The following is a 19,142-nucleotide window of genomic DNA, read 5'->3' as shown; positions in this document are numbered from 1 at the left end:
TTACAATTATACTATCCTCTCTCTACTAATTTCAACGATTGTTATTGCTTCTTTTTCACCATGGAAAAAGCCCCTCCTTAGAGGGACTTTCCTTCCACAAATTGCTTGATTCGACCAATGCCCTTTTCCAATTGTTCCATGGATGTTGCATATGAAATACGAATATTCTCAGGGGATCCAAAACCACTCCCCGGGATTAAAGCTACCTTTTCTTGCTCCAGTAACGCTTTACTCCAGTCATCTATATTAGCAAAGCCCTGTTTTTCCATTGCTTTAGCTACATTTGGGAAAACATAGAAGGCTCCCTCTGGTTTTAAGCATGTCACGCCTTCAATTTCATTTAATAGATCGACTACACGATCACGACGCTTAACAAACTCGCCCCGCATCATTTCCAAAGAGGCTTGAGATCCTGTTAATGCTGCCAGTGCACCATATTGGGCAAATGAAGTCGGATTAGAAGTACTATGGCTCGACAAATCAACCATGGCACGAATCAAATTCTCATTACCTAAAGCGTAACCCATCCGCCATCCTGTCATGGAGTATGGTTTTGACATTCCATTAATAATCACTGTGTTTTCATAGGCTTCTTTGCCAAAAGAGGCTACAGTAACCGCTTCATGCCCATCATAGATCAACTTTTCATAAATTTCATCAGAAACCATTAACACATTATGTGACAAGCAAACATCTACAATCTCTTCCAGTTCCTTACGTGTATAAATACTACCGGTAGGATTGCTTGGAGAATTAATAATGAGTGCACGTGTTCGAGGAGTGATAGCTTGTTTTACTTGCTCCGCTGTCACCTTGAAATTGTTTGATTCCTTGCCCTCAACAAAAACAGGAACACCCTCTGCTACCCTCACCATCTCTGGATAGCTCACCCAATAAGGGATAGGAACAATCACTTCATCACCAGGGTTTAACAACGCCATGAACAAGTTGAACAAGGCATGTTTTCCCCCATTGGTCACGATGACTTGCTTGGTGCTGTAAGTCAAATTATATTCTTGTTGATACTTGTTGCTGATGGCTTGTAACAACTCAGGAATACCAGCTGTTGCAGTATACTTGGTTTTTCCTTCACGCATCGCCTTTTCAGCTGCTTCAATGATATGTTCCGGGGTATTAAAGTCAGGCTCCCCCGCTCCGAAGCTGACAACGTCAATGCCTTGTCGCTTCATTTCGTTCGCTTTCGCTGTAATAGCCAAAGTAGAAGATGGAGAAAGAACTGTGACTCGATTTGCAAGTTTCATGGAAAACCTGGACCTCCTGGTAACGTCATGATATAAAAAACTGCCAAATACTTAATGATAGCCTATCACACATAGATTTGGATGTATAGTTCTTCGTTATAGAATCTACAAGGACTATTATCAAACGTACAAGCGACTATTTTATGAACGACTATTGAAGTTGGTGCATCTAATAAAGGTATCAAATATACTATAGTTTGAAGGTAAGGAGGGAAGCTTTTGGAGTATACCAATCTTCTTAAATACCTTGCTCAAATTTGGGTAACCCCAAAAGAAAATCAAGACGTGGAAGTAATAAATCCGACTCCGTTACAATTATTAGGTAAGGGTAGACAAGGAGCTGTCTTCCAATTAACTGATAACATTTGTGTCAAGATTTATGGAGAAATACAGGATTGTGAGCGTGAATATTACGCACTGTCACTTGGTCAACATACAGAGTTACTGCCAATCGTCTATGAACGCGGAAGAAATTACATTGTGATGGAAAAGATTACTGGGATTAATTTGCGTGAATATTTACAGTCGGAGACATTAACCAAAGAACTATCGCTAAAGCTAATTCAAATGCTCGTCACCTTTAAAGAAATTGGTTATGAACGAATTGATCATCATAAGAGACAGATATACTTACTCCCATCTGGGCAACTGAAGGTAATAGATGTAGGTAGGACCGTTTGGCGAGATCGAACCTATCCCTATCCGCGAAAATTACTTACCAGTCTTGGTACTAAAATCTCTATTCTTTTTCTTACCCACGTAAAAAAAATGGCACCTGAGCTTTATAAAGAGTGGAAGCAATATCGCGAAATGGACAATTTGGCTCGTTATATTCATGGAGTCATTTCCCAAGAGCAACTACAAAATGTCGAAAATATCGCAAGTGACGCAACTCGTCCTCTACTATCCATTCATGATCCAGCCGTTTTTGAATGGAAGCTCGAAAGTATGGTACGTAAAATTCACAAAGAAGAAACAGAAAAAATACTATCGGATCAACATATTCGATCGAAACATTTTGCTTTCTTCCATGAACCATCTTACCTAGAGCAAAAAGAACAACCCTCTACGGGCAAAAAGCATGGTTCTCAAAATAAATATGTCTTTACCATCCAAAATAACAGACCATCAAAACAATCTTATTCCAAACCAATCTTAGAGAACCAGAACCAGAGCAATGTTGTGGTCTTATTTACAAAGCTTTAATCTTTTTACGGAATACGTACACACCAAGGTGGGTCAGAATATGAAAATATTAGTCATTTGGCGCCTTTTGACCGTTGGTGGCGTAAATGCTGGATGGCGCAATCGTGCTATGTTTTTCAAGAAATATGGTATCGAAACTGAATTCTTATACACATCCGATCTCGGTGGCATGCACATGATGCAGGATGTTGCTCGGGTATATCTTACAGCAGACAGTAACGAAAGCATTAAAATTATCAGAGACAATCATTATGACGCGATTGTTGTTGTTGATACCAAGGAAGCATATCGTTGGTTAAAAACGGCACAGTATACTGGACCAGTTATTGTAGAAGCACGTACTCCCGAGATTATTAAGCTATCCCCCCATCTTTCTAACTTCCAAGGTATTCAGCCAGTTCAAATTATCGTGCCCTCCTCCTACCAAAAAAGAGTGGTTTCCATTCTATGTAACTCAGCTCCCATTACCGTAATCCATAATGGCGTTGATACCGATTTGTTTCAGCCAGTTTCTTCAGAAGCTAGCACCAAGCTCCCCTTTCTTACTCGACCTAATTTTAAAAAAATCGTGGGTTGGATCGGCCGTTTAGACAAACGGAAAAATTGGCATATGTTGCTTAAAATCGCCAAATTAGTGAAAACAGAGAGAAACGACATCGAATTCTGGATTATCGGTGGTAATAAAAGTGTGCAGAAGGAAAAATTTTGGACTAAATGGTACGAAAAAGAGCTAACTGACATCGTAAGGTGGTTCCCTATTGTTCCTTATCAACACATGCCTTATGTGTATTCACGCATTCTGGAATCTGGAGGTTGTACGCTTGCAACAACAAGAGCAGAGTCCTTTGGAAATACCTTTATTGAATCCATGGCTTGTGGTGTACCTGTTATAGCTGCTAGTGTTTCTTCCATACCTGAAATTATCAAACATGGGGAGAATGGTCGGCTCTATCAAGAAAATCATGTTCGTGGCGCTGTCAATCAATTGTATCGCTTGCTCGATTCACATGAAATGTATCAAGCCATGTCTCAAGCATGTATCGAACGTGTAGCTACTCATTTTGATATCACGATCTGTGCAAAACAATATGTTGATTTCCTACATCGAGTGGTGAAAAAGGAGGGGAGCGATTCATGAGCCAATTGCGTTTCCATCGTCAGTTGGAAGGTAAATCGCTTGCTCATCTTATCACAGGCGAAGACGGACAGAAGTACGTAGTCAAAGCAGTGACACCCGGCTTTGATAAAACGTTACTTAATGAGTGGATCGGTTATTGTTTTGCTCGTTTTTTACAACTACCTATTCCTAGATCTTCAATTATTCATCTTCCTCAACCTTTTTATGAACAACAAGCATCTCTAGATCCGCTCCTCTACACACCTGAACAGTTTGCATCTAGCTACATTCCTAACGCTGTGAATGTGATGCATCAACCTTTACCAGAGAAGCTATCTAATCCGGAAGTCATTGCTCCGCTCATTGTGTTTGATTACTGGCTATGCAATGTTGACAGGACAAAAAAAAACGTACTCCTTACAGATGAAGCAGATGGTTTTGCTAGGCTGTGGTTTATCGATCAAGCTGAAATCTTAGGGTCTCCTAATTGGAATACCAATACTTTGCAACGATTACCCATTCGGTTATTAAAAAGTTCGATTCATATGATGCTTGCAAAGCATGTCAGTAATGAGCGAGAATTCTGGGACGCTTTGGAGATAGTTCATTCCATTCCATCCATGCTAATCGAAGAAGTTGTTCATACGCTACCAGCTTCGTGGCCCGTAACAGATGCGGAAAAAAAAGAGCTGGTAAACACTCTGGTTAAAAGAAAACAAAAGCACCTTCAGACATTAATGCGCTTGTTTTATCATGAAATTTATCTTCCTAGTAAAAACCAATTGTAAAAATAGATGAGAAACACCATGGATCCATGGTGTTTCTGTTGTTCATATCTTCAAATTCTTCGTTTTCCTTATTTATTTCTTATCCAATATCTTGAACTACCTGATTTTCCACCTTTTCACCAACCGCGATCCATTCTACCTGTCCAGATATCTCTCGATTAGCAATTTGGCGAATTATTTCAATGGTCACTCTATTTGACTCTTTCTTCTCTACAACAGCAAAACAAAACGGTACGTTAGTGGTTGCCATAAATACATACTTCATCTCTTGAAATGGTTCTGTTAAATCGATTGTCAATTTTGTTCTCACACGACCTTGTTGTAACGTAAAGCTCTCTTTTCCAACTTGTTGTAATTTTATAGTTTCCAGCTGATTTGGTGTAGGAACCAACGATACCTGAGAATGATTACTTTGAATATTGTTAGCTTGTTTATCTTCTATAATGGAAACGTCTGTTTTATTTGATTCCATTTGCTCATCAATTTTTTTCTCAGTAATTAAAAAATCTTGCAAATGTCGAGTGAGTTCGGACAATGGTTGCAAATGCTGATCGGTCAATCCGAAAACACCTGGCATTGTACATATAAATTGGGCAACATGATGGGGAAGATCGGGATAAAATTCATCACTTTCTCTAGCTTCTAAAGCAACAGACCTGCTACCGCTCTCTTCATAGTAGGATGGTACTCCAGAATATCCAGTCTCTTCATTAGGACTTTTTTCTTCTTCTGTCCATTTTGTAATAAAATGCCGCTGACTTTGTGGAATATTTGTTGACCCTACTAATTTAAGTGCTGGATATGTCGATTTTCGCTTAGAGGAGGGTGAAGAAGATCGTTTTGGCTTCCGACGACTTCGTTGTTTTCGCTTTTTTGGCTGGGGGCGATTAGGTTTACTGATTTCCATTTCCTGTTGGGAAGACTCCTGTAACAACGTTTCCACCTCATTTGCTGACTGAGGTATAGAAGTCTCTTCTTCCTGGATGTAAAAATCGGAACTATCATCAATCCAATTATTAACCAATGCTGTTTCCAACGCATCTAGCTCTTGCAGAGCTTGGTTTTTCTTTTTCGACTTTTTTTGCCTATTTTTAATATTTTGCTTTTGTAGGTTTTGTTTAGCCATATTCTTTTCCTTTCCTTTTGTCTTCAATACGATATTGTATGTAGGAAAGAGAAACATGACTATTCTTTTTTTGTTGTCAACAAAAGAAAAACCGATAGAACACTCCATCGGTCGTTACGCTACTACCATATCTATTTCGGCCAGCTTTTCACGAAACTGATCACCACTTAACACTTCAGCCTCCAACAGCACCTGTAGACTATAGCGATAAACGGTATCATGTTCGCTCAACAAAGACCGCGTTTTTTCAAGCAATCCTTCAATAATAGCATGTACTTCTTGATGCACTGCATTTTTATCTACATATTGCATATTAATAATCCCTAGTTTCGACATACCACTTTGAACAATTTCTTGGGCCATTTGTAGTGCTTGTTCAAAATCATTTTTAGATCCTGTACTACGTCCACCATAATAAATTTCTTCTGAAACTGCGCCCGCAAGGCAAACCATAATCTGCCCTTCCATATACTCACGCGTATAAAGATAGTGATCATCCATCGGGTTTTGACGAACATAGCCTAATGCTTGTCCACGAGGTGTTAAGGTTACCTGAGACACGGAACCAGGACGTACTCGTTCACTCACGATAGCATGTCCCAATTCGTGAATCGCTACCCGTTCTTTTTCAGTCTGAGGGGCTTCACGATCGGTCATTTCCCCCATCATAACCTTGTCTATAGCAAGTGAAAAGTGACTTTGCATCACTTTTTCAGTTTTGTCACGCATCGCATAAATAGCAGCTTCGTTGCAAACACTTTCTAGTTGGGCACCGGAGAAACCAAATGTTTCTTGTGCCACTTTTTCCAATTTTACGTCAAGTGCAAGTGGTTTATTTTCTGTGTGTATGGTTAAAATTTGTTCACGAGCTGGTTTATCTGGTAAATCAACCTGAATGTGTCGATCAAAACGACCAGGACGCAATAATGCCGCATCCAGTATATCTTTCCGGTTCGTTGCAGCCATTATGAGTATGCGTGGTTTTTCACTTGTTGCCATACCGTCCATTTCGGTTAACAGTTGGTTTAAGGTTTGATCATATTCTCGTTGTTGTTGACCATCGCGTTTTCCTCCGATAACGTCGATTTCGTCAATAAAAATAATCCCACTATCTTGATTGCTTTTCTCAGCTAATGCGCGTACTTCTTTAAATAATTCACGTACACGCTGCGCCCCAACCCCTACGTACATCTCCACAAATTGTGAGCCAGATGCAGCAACAAACGCAGAGTTCGTGTAATTAGCGGCAGCTTTTGCCATTAATGTTTTACCTGTTCCAGGTGGTCCCGTTAACAGTACACCCTTTAAGGGACGAATTCCGTATTGGGCAATCGCATCCTTATGCAACAAAAAATCTAAAGCTTCCTTTATTTCTTTTTTTGCACGTTGCTGTCCTCCGATATCGGCAAATGTAATATTGGATTTCTTCACAACTTGACTGCCACTTTTGCTTTTACCAGAACCAATCTGCATGCCACCTTGTTTGGAAAACAACAAGTATGTACCTGCTAAAATGGCCCCAAACAGCAAAAATGGCCCAATATTAATGCCCAAAAACAACAAGAATACGATAACCGCTGGTACTACACCATACAATATTTCTCTACCCACGGTTTTCCACCTCGCTTGTTGACTGGTTGCGAGGAATAATTTGGTAGTACTCATCATTTCCCCGCTTCAAAAAAATATAAACATTCGCATCATCAATACGACCATAAGCTGCATCAAGTTTATAACGATCTTTCATCTGAGCTAAAATGGTAGGAATTTTGCTATAAGCTTTACCTTCAATTGCTTCAGTTAGTCCAAACAACCCCTCATTCCAGACTGGCTTGAGTGAATCAGCCTGATTGGTAAGCATTATATCAAAAGCCTTCCCTCGTGCATAGGCTTGAAGTGTTTTTAAAAGCTCTGGGTACTCTTCTACAAACTTGTCTGGCTTTGTAACTTGCAACTTCATATCAACGTGGTCTTTATTGATCTTGAAATCGACCAATGTAGCCGATGTTAGTTGTTCTGCCTTTTCTCGTAACGGGCTTTCTATTTGCATCTTTTGGTATAAAAACCAACCACCGAAGAGGAGTGTAAGTGCGGCAAGCAATGAGAGTAACATAGGTACTTTACGTAATTTCACTAATAACTCCCCTTTCTTTACTCATAAAAAACCTTTATCTGTTCGTTCATTGCGTCTTGGTTATCAGTTACGAAACCAAGTATAGCATTTTTATGGTACCATTTTGCTATGTATTTGTTGGAACTGCGACCAATTCCATTCTTATAGAAAAAATCCGATGATAAAGTAAGAAAACCCTTTCCAAAAGGAACGGGTCGTCTTATGATTTCGGAATATTTAACGTATACGCCCGTATTTTTTGACCAGTCAAAAAATCATAATATACGTAGTTGTAACGATTTTGCTTGTCCACTAAAGTAACTTCCCATAGTCTTTTCTCTCCCTCTAAACCAGGTACGATGCGTTCGATTTGCGCTCCTGGATAGGAGGCCTCCGCTAATTGTTTTACTTTCGTGCGTGGGAGAGCTTTTTCCAGTAAATCAAATGTGACGTGTTCTTTGCTAAACCAAGCCACCACTGGAGTTCCTACCTTATTTTTTCCGGTAACAACAATATAGGCTTCCCGTCCTCGATATTCTTCTATCGTATCAATCTCAGCAATGTTTGTTTTTTCTGCTACTAATGCTCTGGCCTCTGCTTCTAACGTGTGACGCTCAGACAATAAGCTGGAAAGTAGCTGATACAGAGATGCGCCTAACACAACAAGCGCACATGCTGAAATGATCAAGATGCGTTTCCACACTATGATTCTCCTACTTCCCTAAAAATTAAAAATCAGTTGATCTGATCTATCGCCCTTTTGGTTCTTCAACTGAAGCAAGACGACCATACGCTTCAACTGTTTTCTGTCATCATCATACCACAATTGATATTTAATTGTGGTTGATTGCTGTAATTGAACAAGTTCATTTTCTGCCGGAAAACTAGGTCCCAACCATTCTCTTAAAAGCTCGTTTACCTTATCTGGCTGGAGTGTAACACTAAACCCCTGCAAACCCGCTTCATCTCTTGAAACGAGAGGGACAGATTGTAGCTGTGGAAATTGATCCTTCAATAGCGAAGCATGCTCAGATGGTGTAAACAAGGCATAAGGTAGTACGTTTAATTCCTGTTGTTCATTATCTATGACGAGCGAAGCACCTCGATTGTTACGTTCCATCTTCACTTTTTTCCCCTGTAATGTTCCTGTAAGCTGAAAATGATTGCCTCGATAACTTCCTACAAAAGATTGATTTTGTATCTTGACTCCAAAGGGAGTTGCTTTCTCCACAAATAGTTGATCGATCAATTGTTTCAGATTGGCATTATTTTGATCGGTATTCCAGCTACCTCTGCCAATAGATTCATTAGCGCTCTCCAGTGCTACAGGTAACTTGTCTGTTGCTTGTCCCAGTAAAGCTCCCAAACCAAATAAGCATACTAATATTGGCAACAACAACCAAAGATACCGTTGCTTCACGTACATGGGTACCCCTCCCTTACGTATCTCCTAACATTTATGAGATACAAGAAGGTTTTAGAACCACGTGGAAAACTTACTAATTATAGAGTCATGATAAGTAGCCATACTATCAGTACACCACAAGGAGGTGAGCGTGTGAATCAAACCGACAGGAGCCCTTCCTTACCTAAACAGGGTTGGGAACAACATGATTTGTATGAATCCTGGGTAGGTCTGGCCTCACCGCTTCGTACCTTGCCACCTACCGCTACTCTCTCTGTTCGCCATACCTCACTTACAGATTTGTGGCAAACAGAGATGCAACGGACGGACTAAATTTTTTTCTCTATCTACACACCTACACTACTCTCTCCTGCCGCCTGAAGCTCTTGGCAGGAGCCTTTGTCATATGAATGAGCGTCCTTTTTTATCTTATTGCTTTAATAATGCAAACACACGGTTCACTTCGATGATTGCTTTTTGTTCATCCATTGTGATTAACTCTTTATCTTTCATCAAGAAATGCCCATCAACAATTGTATCTGTTACATCATAGCCATTTGCCGCATAAACAACATGGGAAATAGGGTCATTCGCCGGTTGGAAATGCGCTTGAGCCGCATTTAGCATGATCATATCTGCTTTTTTACCCACTTCTAAAGATCCTAAGCTATCTTTTTGGAACACCGCATCTGCCGCATAACGAGTTGCCATACGAAGTGCTTCTTCTGCTGGTACCACTTCAGGATCATAGGATACACCTTTATGAAGGATAGCTGCTAATTTTAGCTCTTCAAATAGGTTCAAGTTATTGTTACTTGCTGAACTATCAGTTGCTAAACTTACACATACACCTTTCGCAAGCATCTCAGGAACCCTAGCTACACCACTAGCCAATTTTAAGTTACTAATTGGATTATGAGCTACTTTAACATCATATTTAGCCAACGTATCAATCTCTTCATCTGTTAAGTGAACAGCATGAGCAACTAATGTTGGGTGATTAAATACACCTAGATTCTCTAGGTGAGCAACTGGTCGTACACCATAATCCTGAACGTTTTGTTCCACTTCTGCTTTTGATTCAGACATATGAATATGTAATGGTACGTTTAATTCAATAGCCTTCTCAAGGATTTGCTGGATATACTCAGGAGAGCACGTATAAGGAGCATGCGGTGACATCATTGTATGGATACGACCGTTAGCTGCACCGTTCCAACGTGATGCGAATGATGCTGCTTCTTGTAATTTCTGTTGACGTTCTTCTTCTGAGCAAAACCCAATCACTCCACGGCAGAGTACGCCACGCATCCCAGATGCTTCCACCTCTTGAGCTACTGTATCCATATGATCATACATGTCTACAAAGGTAGTTGTACCCGTACGGATCATTTCGATAATAGAAATAGCTGTACCCCATTTCACATGCTCTGCTGTAAATTGACCTTCCATTGGCCACATTTTATCTTCCAGCCATTGTTTCAAAGGTAGGTCATCCGCAAATCCACGTAGTAGGGACATGCCTACGTGACCATGTGTATTAATTAATCCTGGCATTACATATTTATTTGTTCCATCAATGATCTCGTCATATGCTGATAAATCTTCAGGTGTTTTACCTACATATGTAATTTTTCCCCCGTCAAAGCCAACCGCTCCATTATAAATAACCTCATTTTGTTCATTAACAGTAATTACGGTTGCATTGGTAATGATTTTCATCAACGTAGACACTCTCCTCTTTTTCTGTTTGTGATTCCTTAATTTAAATAATAGGCTAAACTTTGTAAGCTGGAAGTCAAATCGTTATGATCAATTTTCACTTCTTTTTCAGTTCGAATCGTTGTTGGAGCAAAATTTAGGATCGCTTCTATTCCAGCTTCAATCAGTTTATTTGCCACCTCTTGTGCTGCGGAAGCAGGCGTCGTAATAATCGCCATACGAATTTGTTTTTCTTTAATAATTTCTTCCATTTGATCAATCGGTTCAATGACCAATCCACCTAAATCTTTGCCTATTTTCTGTGGGTCCGCATCAAAAATGGAAACTATTTTCATATTATCTTTTAAATAGACATTGTAATTTGAAATCGCTTGGCCTAAATTACCGGCTCCCACCAACGCTACATGAATCACTTGGTCCAATTTTAAGATATGACGAATCTTTTCAATCAAGTAATCTACGTCATAGCCAATACCTTTTTTTCCAAAGTCACCAAATGCAGATAGGTCCTTTCGAATTTGGGCTGGGTTAATATCCATTGTTTTGCCCATCTGTTGGGAAGACACCGTCTTTACTTGTAACTCCTGTAGATTTGTTAAATATCGCAAATAGATCGGCAGACGGCGAACGACCGCTTCAGAAATTTTTGGTACTTTCCCCATAAATTGCACTCCTAACTTCGTTGTCTATCACGTATAGAGGTCTTGACTGCCTTTAAAACCTTATAATCTTGTCCATTAGAGAGAATGGTAATTGATCCATCCCGGCTAGTGACATACGTATCTGCCCATGATTCCTCCAAACGCTCCACCACTTCACGCATGGAGTCTTTCCACTGCTCCCGAGGAATGCCGGTTTGCACAACGGCAATCTGAGGATCCACCTTCGTTAAAAAGGCTTGAATAGAGGCTTGATTGCTACCCTGTGCCGCTACCTTTATAATCTCAGCAGGCAATAGAGAAGGATATTTTGCAAGCAACCGCTCCTCTGCTTTTTCATTAATGGCACTGGTGAACAAAAATTGGAGTTTTCCTTGGGTCAGACAAAACACAAGCGAATTATCCTGTGGTGATAAAAACAGGTTCTCGCTGGGATGTAAAAATGTGATCTCCACATCTTTTCCCTCTAGTAATTGATCCTTTTCCTTTACATACACAACTTGCTTTTCCCTAGATATATGGATATTACTGTGAATTGCGAACGCTGTCAATTTCGGCATGTAAATCTTATCAAATTGAATTTTCTCCGCTAACTTATCGTAGCCACCAATATGAGTAGGTAAATCGTTTGTCAATAACAGGTAATCCACTTTTGTAACATGACGTTCAAGTAGCAAGGAAACCAGTTTTTCGGTATCCTTTTCGCTACCAGTGTCAACTAGCATGGTTTTTCCCGTTGGAAATCGAATGAGCGTACTCTCCCCTTCTGGTAAGGAGAAAAAAGTCGTGGTAAGTCCAACAAAATCTTCCTCCTGTTCAACAGCATCAGGATCCTCGATGTGCTGTAGCTGATGTGTAATCGCAATAGGTCGACTTGCTTCAACTGTTTGGGATAATGCAAGGATCATCATGCCTATACAAGTAACTAGCAATAGGTAATATCGCATTGTAGTCATGGAGCTACCTCCCTCCTACTATATAGCGTAGATCAATTCATTACGAGCTTAACGTTGTTTTCTAGTTATTGTAAAAATGGAGCTATACGCTCACGTAACGTAGTCCATGGACCTGTCTCTACCTGATATGGGGGCAAAGATTGCAAGAACATCCGGCCATATTTAGATTCTATAATACGCGTATCAAATACAATAACAACACCGCGGTCTGTTTGTTGACGTATTAATCGACCTACTCCCTGCTTAAAACGAATAACAGCATGGGGCAAGGAAAGCGTCATAAAAGGATTCTTTTTCTCTGCCTTCAGTCTTTCCGAACGTCCTTCCAATAGTGGGTGATTAGGAGGTTGAAAAGGGAGACGAACAATGATAAGGCAACTCAGTACATTCCCAGGTAAATCTACACCCTCCCAGAAACTATTCGTTCCCAAAAGTACTGTTTTTGTCCCTGTTTGAAAGCGACGTACCAGCTTACTTCTATTACTTGAATCAACGCCATGACCTAATAGTTCAAACTCTTCCCCTTCTAATAAGCTCTTCATTCCTTCATAAACAGCTCTAAGCATACTATATGAGGTAAATAGGATCATCGTCCGACCCTCACTTGCTCGAACAGCATCAACACAGCCAGCAATGACAGCTTCTACAAAACGGTGTTCTCCTTCCTTTGTTACAGAAGGGAAATCGGAAGGAATTACTATGAGTCCTTGTTGACCATAGTCAAAAGGGGATGGAAGTGAGAGCATTTCAACTCGTTCTTCAGGTAAATTTGTAAAACCCATTCTCTCCATAAAGTAGGTAAATCTATTCTTTACGGTTAGTGTAGCAGAGGTCATAATGATACTTCGTTTTGGTTCTAATAAAGTCGTGCGCAAGGTATCTGCTATATCTAGCGGTGTTTTAAAGAAAAAGAGTTGTTTGCGAGACGTTCTTGTCTCTATTTCCATCCAGCTTACGTGCCCATCCTGTTCTTCTACTAACAAAAAATGAAGTTTCACAGCCACTTGGCCGATTTCCTCTACTAAACCAGTAACATCCGTTTGCAAACGCTGTAAAGAATATGGAATTTCTGCCTTATACTGCAACAAAATGTTCAGTAACTGTTCGACTTCCTTAGCTACATTTCCTAACTTTTGTAAAATTTGATTGCTGGATTTTCCAAGCTTTTTATATTTTTTCTTAAAGTCTTCTGTTTTATATCGAAGTGTGGCTCTTTGTGATTCCCCTGTATCCATACTCCGTTCAGTTCCCCAATGATAAAAGAGTTGTAGCCAGTTCGTAACCGCCTCTTTTAGCATTTGCTGCTCGATCTTAACTTGTTGTAGATGCTGTTCTATTCTTGCCTTTTCAGCCGGTTGCCACACCTTCAATTCATTGGCTAACAGGAGTAGCATCTGCTTTTCTCCTTCAGTACCAAGCTGCTCTACCAATTGAAACAATTCTATACTGGAGAACTGCGTTCCAAAATGTTGACTTGCTACTTCATCAAGTTGATGGGCTTCATCAATAATCGCAACCTCAAAGGATGGCAGTACACCGTTCTCTTTATCAAGATCACCAATTAATAAAGCATGGTTAACAATAATCACATCAGCTTCTTTTGCTTGTTGTTTCGCCTGAAAGTAAAAGCAACGGCTAAACCACGGACACTCCCGATTTAGACAGGAGGCTGTGTCACTCTTGACTGATTGCCAAAATGACTGTCCACTAGGACTTAGACTAAGCTCTTCTACATCACCTGTAGTTGTTTCAGTAAGCCATGTTAAAACCTGCGCTTTGGCTAGCTGTATGTCTTGTGTTGCCCCTTCTTGGCTTTCAATGCTTTGTTCAAATTTTCGCAAGCACAGATAATTTCCTCGTCCCTTCAATTGGGCAGCTCGAAAGGAAAATGGCAACGCTTTTTGTAATAAAGGAATATCTTTGTCGAAAAGCTGGTCCTGCAAATGTATCGTATGCGTACTCACAATTACTGGCTGCTTATGCATACGGGCCCATAATATACTTGGTAACAAATATCCCAGCGATTTCCCCGTTCCTGTTCCTGCTTCTACCAACAAATGCTTCTGATCAGTAAAAGCCTGGTATACAGCATACATCATCGCTTCCTGTGATTCACGTCTTTCATAGTGTTCATGATGAAGTGCAAAACCGTCGCCATCTAATGCAACCATACGTTCGAAAAAGGGTTCTAAAGAAAAATGGATCGGTGGTTGTTCCGATTGTTTCTCCGTCCATTTCTTACGTCTTTTCAATCCAAGATTCCGAAAGAGATCATACTTGCTTGCTTCCTCTGGTGTAGAAGTTGCAGTTACAAAGGTGTTTGCTTCGTCTACAGGAAAGCTCTGCATTAGCTTCTCCATCTCAATTTCTCTTAATAAGGTAGCAACATCGAAACGGAAAGAGGAGATCATCATCTGCAACCCTTGAATTGTAATAAGAGGTAGCTTATGAAGAATATCTAGCAATCGTAACAATAAATGTGCAGTAGCAATAGCGTCACTGTCAGCCTGATGTGGATTTTCATGCTGAATATCAAAATCAGATGCTAGCTCTACTAGCCGGTAGCCACTTTGCATTGGCAATAATACCCGTGCTAATTCAACTGTATCCAAAATAGGCCCATCAAATGGATAATAGCCCTGACTTAGCAGGGCTTCTTGTAAAAAATTCAAGTCAAACGCTGCATTATGTGCCACAAAAACACGCCCGTCTAGAAGGCGCAATAAATCAGGAAGCACATCTTCTATAGAAGGAGCATCACTGACCATCTCATTCGTTATACCCGTTAATTGTGTAATAAATGGCGGGATTGTTTTATCTGGTTTTACAAATGTGGAGTAACTTTCAATTATTTGTCCATTCTCGACCACGACAGCTCCGATTTGTATAATAGAATCTCCCTGACGTGGCTGATTACCCGTAGTTTCAAAATCTACGACGATGAACTGCTTCATTATCGTCACCTCTATTGACACTCACAACACATGCTGCTACTGTTTTTTTCTTTTTACCATTCGGCAGTTGATGTCGAAATTCCTGCTATCTGACTATTAACCTGCACATGGTCCTCCGTATTCTTACATTTCTCCCACCATTGATTAACCTCTGGAATCACATCGCTATAGGAGCGTGCTTTCTCTAAATATTGACTTGCTTCCAGCTGATTCCCTTGTTGAAGAGATAATTTTCCCAGTTGATAATGCCCTAGCATCTGCGAGTACTGATCCTGTTTTTGAATAAGTGTAGTAGCTATACCTTTGGCTTGATCATAAGCTCCTTCTCCTTCATGAGCGTAAATTAATCCCAGCAAGCCAAGATGATGATTCTCAGTTGCATGTAATATTTTTGAAAAAGCGATCCGAGCTGAAGTAATTTCACCTGTTGCGAGTTGCATCCAACCGTATGAAAATAAATAATCAGGATGTTCAGGTGCCAGCGTTAGTGCTTTTTTTAATGCAGGCATCGCTTGCTTTGGTCCATCTAATAACCACTTGTTCCAAGCAATCGCATGCCAAAGCCCTGCATCTAATGGTTGACGTTCCAAAAGAAACTTGTAGCAACTGAGTGCGTGCTTATAGAATCCAGCTTGTTCTGCTAGCATAGCCAATTCCCATAAAGTTGGCGTATCCAGATTTCGATTCGGATCATACATTTTTAGCATTCTCTCTATATCTTTTTGTGGATAATGAGCAAATAATTGACGAACAGCACGTAAATAGAGAACTTGTACTTCCCAATCCTGATCATGTTCGGCTAATAGCTGCTCGCATATTTTCATTGTTTTTTCCGTGTCTCCCTGCTCCAAATAACAGATGGCTAGATTGTATCTACTCTCCGTATATTCAGGACGAACGGATAATGCCATCTCAAACGCCTGTATGGCTTCTAACCACTTTTGTTCCTGTACATACATGCACCCTAAAGCATTGTAACTGATGGAAACAACTTTAGGGGAAACAGCCGTTCGTGTCAACAATCGAAATTCTTTTAAAGCGAGTTCATGATCACAACAGTAGTATAGACTGTAGGCATAATAGAGACGTCCACTTTCCCAATCAGGCGCTTGTTCCAAGAAAGAGGCGAAGTGCTGTTTGGATTGCTCATATAATCGTAGATGGTAAAATCCTTCTGCCTTTACAAATAACTCACTCTGTTGCTCTTTTTGTGGCTGCTCTTCTTCAAGCAGAGTAGAGAATAAAAGTGGTTGCTGTACTTTTGACAGCTTTTGATTCTCTTCATCCAAACTTTCTTCAGTAGAAATGGTTACATCGCTTGCTTGCTTAATCATCCGAATTGCTTCGTTTAGCTTTTCTTCATATTTTAGCCACAGATCAATAACCTGGTCACTACATGTTCGGAGTTCTTTTAGTTGTCGTATTAGATGTTCTTGCTTTTCCGTTGAAGCCGTAGCCCATTCTTTTTCAATGCGATCCACTTTTTGATATAAGTCCTCAAACCAATCCTCAATAAACACAAGAGCCACCCCCTTTGTCAGAGTGAGTAGTCTCATTGTCTCACAAGTGGGATGGCTCTATGCAAAAATGGCACTGGTAGTACTTCCTGCTCTTGCTCTATAGAATAGTAGCGTGAACTTCTTCCGCTAATAATTGAGCGATTTTATTATGCTCGTCCATAATGGCTACCTTAGGCTTATGCTTGCGTGCCTGTTCATCTGTCATCATCGCATATGCAATGATGATAACCACATCCCCTGGTTGGACAAGTCTTGCTGCTGCTCCATTTAAGCAAATAACACCACTGCCTGGTTCACCTTCAATAATGTACGTTTCTAAACGTGCGCCATTATTATTATTTACAATCTGAACTTTCTCATTTGGTAATAAATCAAGTGCGTCCAGAATATCTTTATCAATTGTTATGCTACCTACATAATTTAAATTCGCTTCCGTCACAGTAGCACGGTGAATTTTAGCAGTCATCATTGTACGAAACATTTCCAATTCGCTCCCTTGAATGTGAATCTTTCTATATCTAATAGCTTTCGTTCACACTTTTAATCGACGACCGTAAGTATTACGTTATCAATTAAACGAGTACGACCAAATTTTACTGCTAGAGCAATTAAAATTCTATCCCCAGTTTTTAGAATTTCTATGTCACTCATCTCAGGATAACGTTTCACTTCTACATAATCTATTTCTGCCAAAGGTTGACTTTGGATGAGATTGCGAACTTCGTTACTAAGAACTGCCACGTCTCTTTGCTGATTCGCAATCATCTGTTCTGTACGAGACAAGCTTTTGTAGAGTATTAATGCTTGTAATCGCTCCTCTTTTGAAAGAAACACATTACGTGAACTCATTGCCAATCCATCTTTTTCTCGATAAATGGGACATGGAACGATCTGTACAGGTATTTGTAAATCAGCAACCATTTGTTCAACGACAGCTACCTGTTGAGCATCTTTTTGGCCAAAGAAGGCTTTATCAGCACCCACAATATTAAATAGCTTCGTGACTACTGTCGCAACCCCATCAAAATGTCCCGGTCGCGATAACCCACACAGTGCTTCCGTAATGTTTTGCACAGAAACATTTGTCAGCATAGGGCGTGGGTACATTTCCTCTACAGAAGGAGTGAATAGATAGTGCACTCCTGCATCCTGTGCTAATTTCTGATCACGGGCTAAATCGCGCGGATAAACGGAAAAATCCTCATTTGGACCAAATTGCAGTGGGTTAACAAAAATGCTCATAACTACTACATCTGATTCGCTTTTTGCTTGCTCTACCAAACTGAGGTGTCCATCATGTAAATAACCCATCGTTGGTACAAATCCAATTGTTTTCCCTGCCCTCTTATGCACAGAAAGCGCTTCACGTAGTTCTTTGATGGTGCTAATCGTGATCATACTCGTACCTCTTCTCCATATAATTGCTGAATGGTTTCTTCAGAAGCGGCAAAGGAATGTCGTTGTTCAGGGAATTGTCTACTTCTTACTTCTACTACGTATTGAGAAATCGCTGATTGAATCATGTCTCCAATCTGAGCGTATGATTTTACAAATTTAGGAGTAAGACTGGAAGCATAAGAAAGTACATCGTGGAACACTAGAACCTGTCCATCGCACTCTGCTCCAGCTCCAATGCCAATCACAGGAATTTCTACTGCTTCCGTTACTTTCGCTGCTACTTCTGCTGGTACGCATTCCAAAACAATACCAAATGCGCCAGCTTCTTCTAGAGCCTTTGCATCCGTGATTAATTGCTTTGCAGATTCAAGATCTTTGCCTTGTACTTTATACCCACCTAATTGATGGACAGACTGTGGTGTTAACCCTAAATGGCCCATAACCGGAATTCCAGCCTTTGTACATCTCTTGACAATAGGAAGAATCTCTTCTCCCCCTTCAATCTTCACGGCTTTTGCATTTCCTTCCTGAATTAACCGACCCGCATGATGAATGGCTTCATCTACAGAGCCATGACATGTCAAAAAGGGCATGTCCGCTACAACAAAGGCTGTTTTTGCTGCACGCGTAACAGCTTTTGTGTGATGGATCATGTCATCCATGGTAACAGACACCGTAGATTCATAGCCTAACACAACCATGCCTAGGGAATCTCCCACCAGCAGGATGTCTATTCCTGCTTCTTCTGCCAATTTCGCAGAGGGATAATCATAAGCGGTAAGCATGGTAATTGGCTCTTTTTTTTCTTTCATTTGACGTAGCTTGGACGTCGTTAGCGGTTTCTTTTCCTGCACATTAGACACTCCCGTTGTCTCCTACACCCAATACCGTTTTGAAATTATTCCAATGTGTACTC

General features: G+C 40.4%; 18 protein-coding genes. 4 read left to right on the top strand and 14 right to left on the bottom strand.

All coding sequences use genetic code 11. The annotated features are described in order from the left end of the window. Positions 1 to 77: 77 nt before the first annotated feature. On the bottom strand, positions 78 to 1,262 hold the full coding sequence (locus tag BrL25_RS20710) for a pyridoxal phosphate-dependent aminotransferase (protein ID WP_018670055.1): 1,185 nt from the start codon (positions 1,260 to 1,262) through the stop codon (positions 78 to 80). A 219-nt stretch (positions 1,263 to 1,481) separates the two neighbouring features. On the opposite strand from BrL25_RS20710, the gene BrL25_RS20705 reads away from it, so the two are divergent. Genes BrL25_RS20705 through BrL25_RS20695 form a run of 3 tightly spaced genes read left to right on the top strand, consistent with a single transcriptional unit; the run spans position 1,482 to position 4,373 of the window. Next, positions 1,482 to 2,468, top strand: coding sequence for a BUD32 family EKC/KEOPS complex subunit (locus tag BrL25_RS20705; RefSeq protein WP_018670056.1), 987 nt, complete (start codon positions 1,482 to 1,484; stop codon positions 2,466 to 2,468). A 40-nt stretch (positions 2,469 to 2,508) separates the two neighbouring features. Next, a complete protein-coding gene (locus BrL25_RS20700; protein ID WP_018670057.1) occupies positions 2,509 to 3,606 on the top strand; it encodes a glycosyltransferase family 4 protein in 1,098 nt (365 codons plus the stop codon). Next, positions 3,603 to 4,373 carry a HipA family kinase gene (locus tag BrL25_RS20695; protein ID WP_018670058.1) on the top strand — a complete coding sequence of 257 codons (771 nt, stop codon included), beginning with the start codon at positions 3,603 to 3,605 and terminating at the stop codon, positions 4,371 to 4,373. The genes BrL25_RS20700 and BrL25_RS20695 overlap by 4 nt, the downstream gene beginning before the upstream one ends. A gap of 79 nt (positions 4,374 to 4,452) precedes the next feature. Here BrL25_RS20695 and BrL25_RS20690 read toward each other — a convergent pair whose 3' ends face one another. The 5 genes from BrL25_RS20690 to BrL25_RS20670 all read right to left on the bottom strand — a co-directional run bounded on the left by BrL25_RS20690 (position 4,453) and on the right by BrL25_RS20670 (position 9,038). Then, on the bottom strand, positions 4,453 to 5,499 hold the full coding sequence (locus tag BrL25_RS20690) for a WIAG-tail domain (RefSeq protein ID WP_035311859.1): 1,047 nt from the start codon (positions 5,497 to 5,499) through the stop codon (positions 4,453 to 4,455). Between the two features lie 114 nt (positions 5,500 to 5,613). Further along, positions 5,614 to 7,110 carry an AAA family ATPase gene (locus BrL25_RS20685; protein WP_018670060.1) on the bottom strand — a complete coding sequence of 499 codons (1,497 nt, stop codon included), beginning with the start codon at positions 7,108 to 7,110 and terminating at the stop codon, positions 5,614 to 5,616. Beyond that, complete coding sequence (locus tag BrL25_RS20680) at positions 7,103 to 7,633, bottom strand: hypothetical protein (RefSeq protein WP_018670061.1); 531 nt, start codon at positions 7,631 to 7,633, stop codon at positions 7,103 to 7,105. Before BrL25_RS20680 ends, BrL25_RS20685 begins: the two co-directional genes overlap by 8 nt. Positions 7,634 to 7,832: 199 nt before the next feature. Further along, complete coding sequence (locus BrL25_RS20675) at positions 7,833 to 8,315, bottom strand: cell wall elongation regulator TseB-like domain-containing protein (RefSeq protein WP_018670062.1); 483 nt, start codon at positions 8,313 to 8,315, stop codon at positions 7,833 to 7,835. A gap of 18 nt (positions 8,316 to 8,333) precedes the next feature. Beyond that, positions 8,334 to 9,038 (bottom strand): hypothetical protein, encoded by a 705-nt coding sequence (locus tag BrL25_RS20670; protein WP_018670063.1) that lies wholly within the window; start codon positions 9,036 to 9,038, stop codon positions 8,334 to 8,336. Between the two features lie 132 nt (positions 9,039 to 9,170). Between BrL25_RS20670 and BrL25_RS20665 the strand changes: the two genes are divergently transcribed. Further along, positions 9,171 to 9,350, top strand: a complete 180-nt coding sequence (locus BrL25_RS20665; RefSeq protein WP_018670064.1) for a hypothetical protein — start codon at positions 9,171 to 9,173, stop codon at positions 9,348 to 9,350. 96 nt (positions 9,351 to 9,446) lie between these two features. Here BrL25_RS20665 and BrL25_RS20660 read toward each other — a convergent pair whose 3' ends face one another. The 8 genes from BrL25_RS20660 to panB form a co-directional block, all read right to left on the bottom strand. Next, positions 9,447 to 10,739 (bottom strand): amidohydrolase, encoded by a 1,293-nt coding sequence (locus BrL25_RS20660; protein WP_018670065.1) that lies wholly within the window; start codon positions 10,737 to 10,739, stop codon positions 9,447 to 9,449. A 38-nt stretch (positions 10,740 to 10,777) separates the two neighbouring features. Then, the gene (locus BrL25_RS20655) at positions 10,778 to 11,401 is read right to left on the bottom strand and encodes a redox-sensing transcriptional repressor Rex (protein WP_018670066.1); all 624 of its coding nucleotides are present in this window, start codon (positions 11,399 to 11,401) and stop codon (positions 10,778 to 10,780) included. A gap of 11 nt (positions 11,402 to 11,412) precedes the next feature. Next, entirely contained in the window at positions 11,413 to 12,354 is a 942-nt protein-coding gene (locus tag BrL25_RS20650; protein WP_018670067.1) for a ComEC/Rec2 family competence protein, read from the bottom strand. 65 nt (positions 12,355 to 12,419) lie between these two features. Next, the gene (gene dinG, locus BrL25_RS20645; RefSeq protein WP_018670068.1) at positions 12,420 to 15,308 is read right to left on the bottom strand and encodes an ATP-dependent DNA helicase DinG; all 2,889 of its coding nucleotides are present in this window, start codon (positions 15,306 to 15,308) and stop codon (positions 12,420 to 12,422) included. Positions 15,309 to 15,361: 53 nt separating this feature from the next. Then, positions 15,362 to 16,828 (bottom strand): tetratricopeptide repeat protein, encoded by a 1,467-nt coding sequence (locus tag BrL25_RS20640; protein WP_018670069.1) that lies wholly within the window; start codon positions 16,826 to 16,828, stop codon positions 15,362 to 15,364. A 97-nt stretch (positions 16,829 to 16,925) separates the two neighbouring features. Continuing rightward, positions 16,926 to 17,309, bottom strand: coding sequence for an aspartate 1-decarboxylase (gene panD, locus BrL25_RS20635; RefSeq protein ID WP_018670070.1), 384 nt, complete (start codon positions 17,307 to 17,309; stop codon positions 16,926 to 16,928). A gap of 59 nt (positions 17,310 to 17,368) precedes the next feature. Continuing rightward, complete coding sequence (gene panC / locus BrL25_RS20630) at positions 17,369 to 18,226, bottom strand: pantoate--beta-alanine ligase (protein ID WP_018670071.1); 858 nt, start codon at positions 18,224 to 18,226, stop codon at positions 17,369 to 17,371. Then, positions 18,223 to 19,038, bottom strand: coding sequence for a 3-methyl-2-oxobutanoate hydroxymethyltransferase (panB, locus tag BrL25_RS20625; protein WP_051088568.1), 816 nt, complete (start codon positions 19,036 to 19,038; stop codon positions 18,223 to 18,225). Before panB ends, panC begins: the two co-directional genes overlap by 4 nt. Positions 19,039 to 19,142: the final 104 nt, after the last annotated feature.

Origin of the sequence: Brevibacillus laterosporus DSM 25 (assembly GCF_002706795.1) — a bacterium.
Taxonomy (GTDB): domain Bacteria; phylum Bacillota; class Bacilli; order Brevibacillales; family Brevibacillaceae; genus Brevibacillus_B; species Brevibacillus_B laterosporus.
Note: the sequence above shows the minus strand (reverse complement) of the source record. Positions and strands in the feature narration are given on the sequence as shown.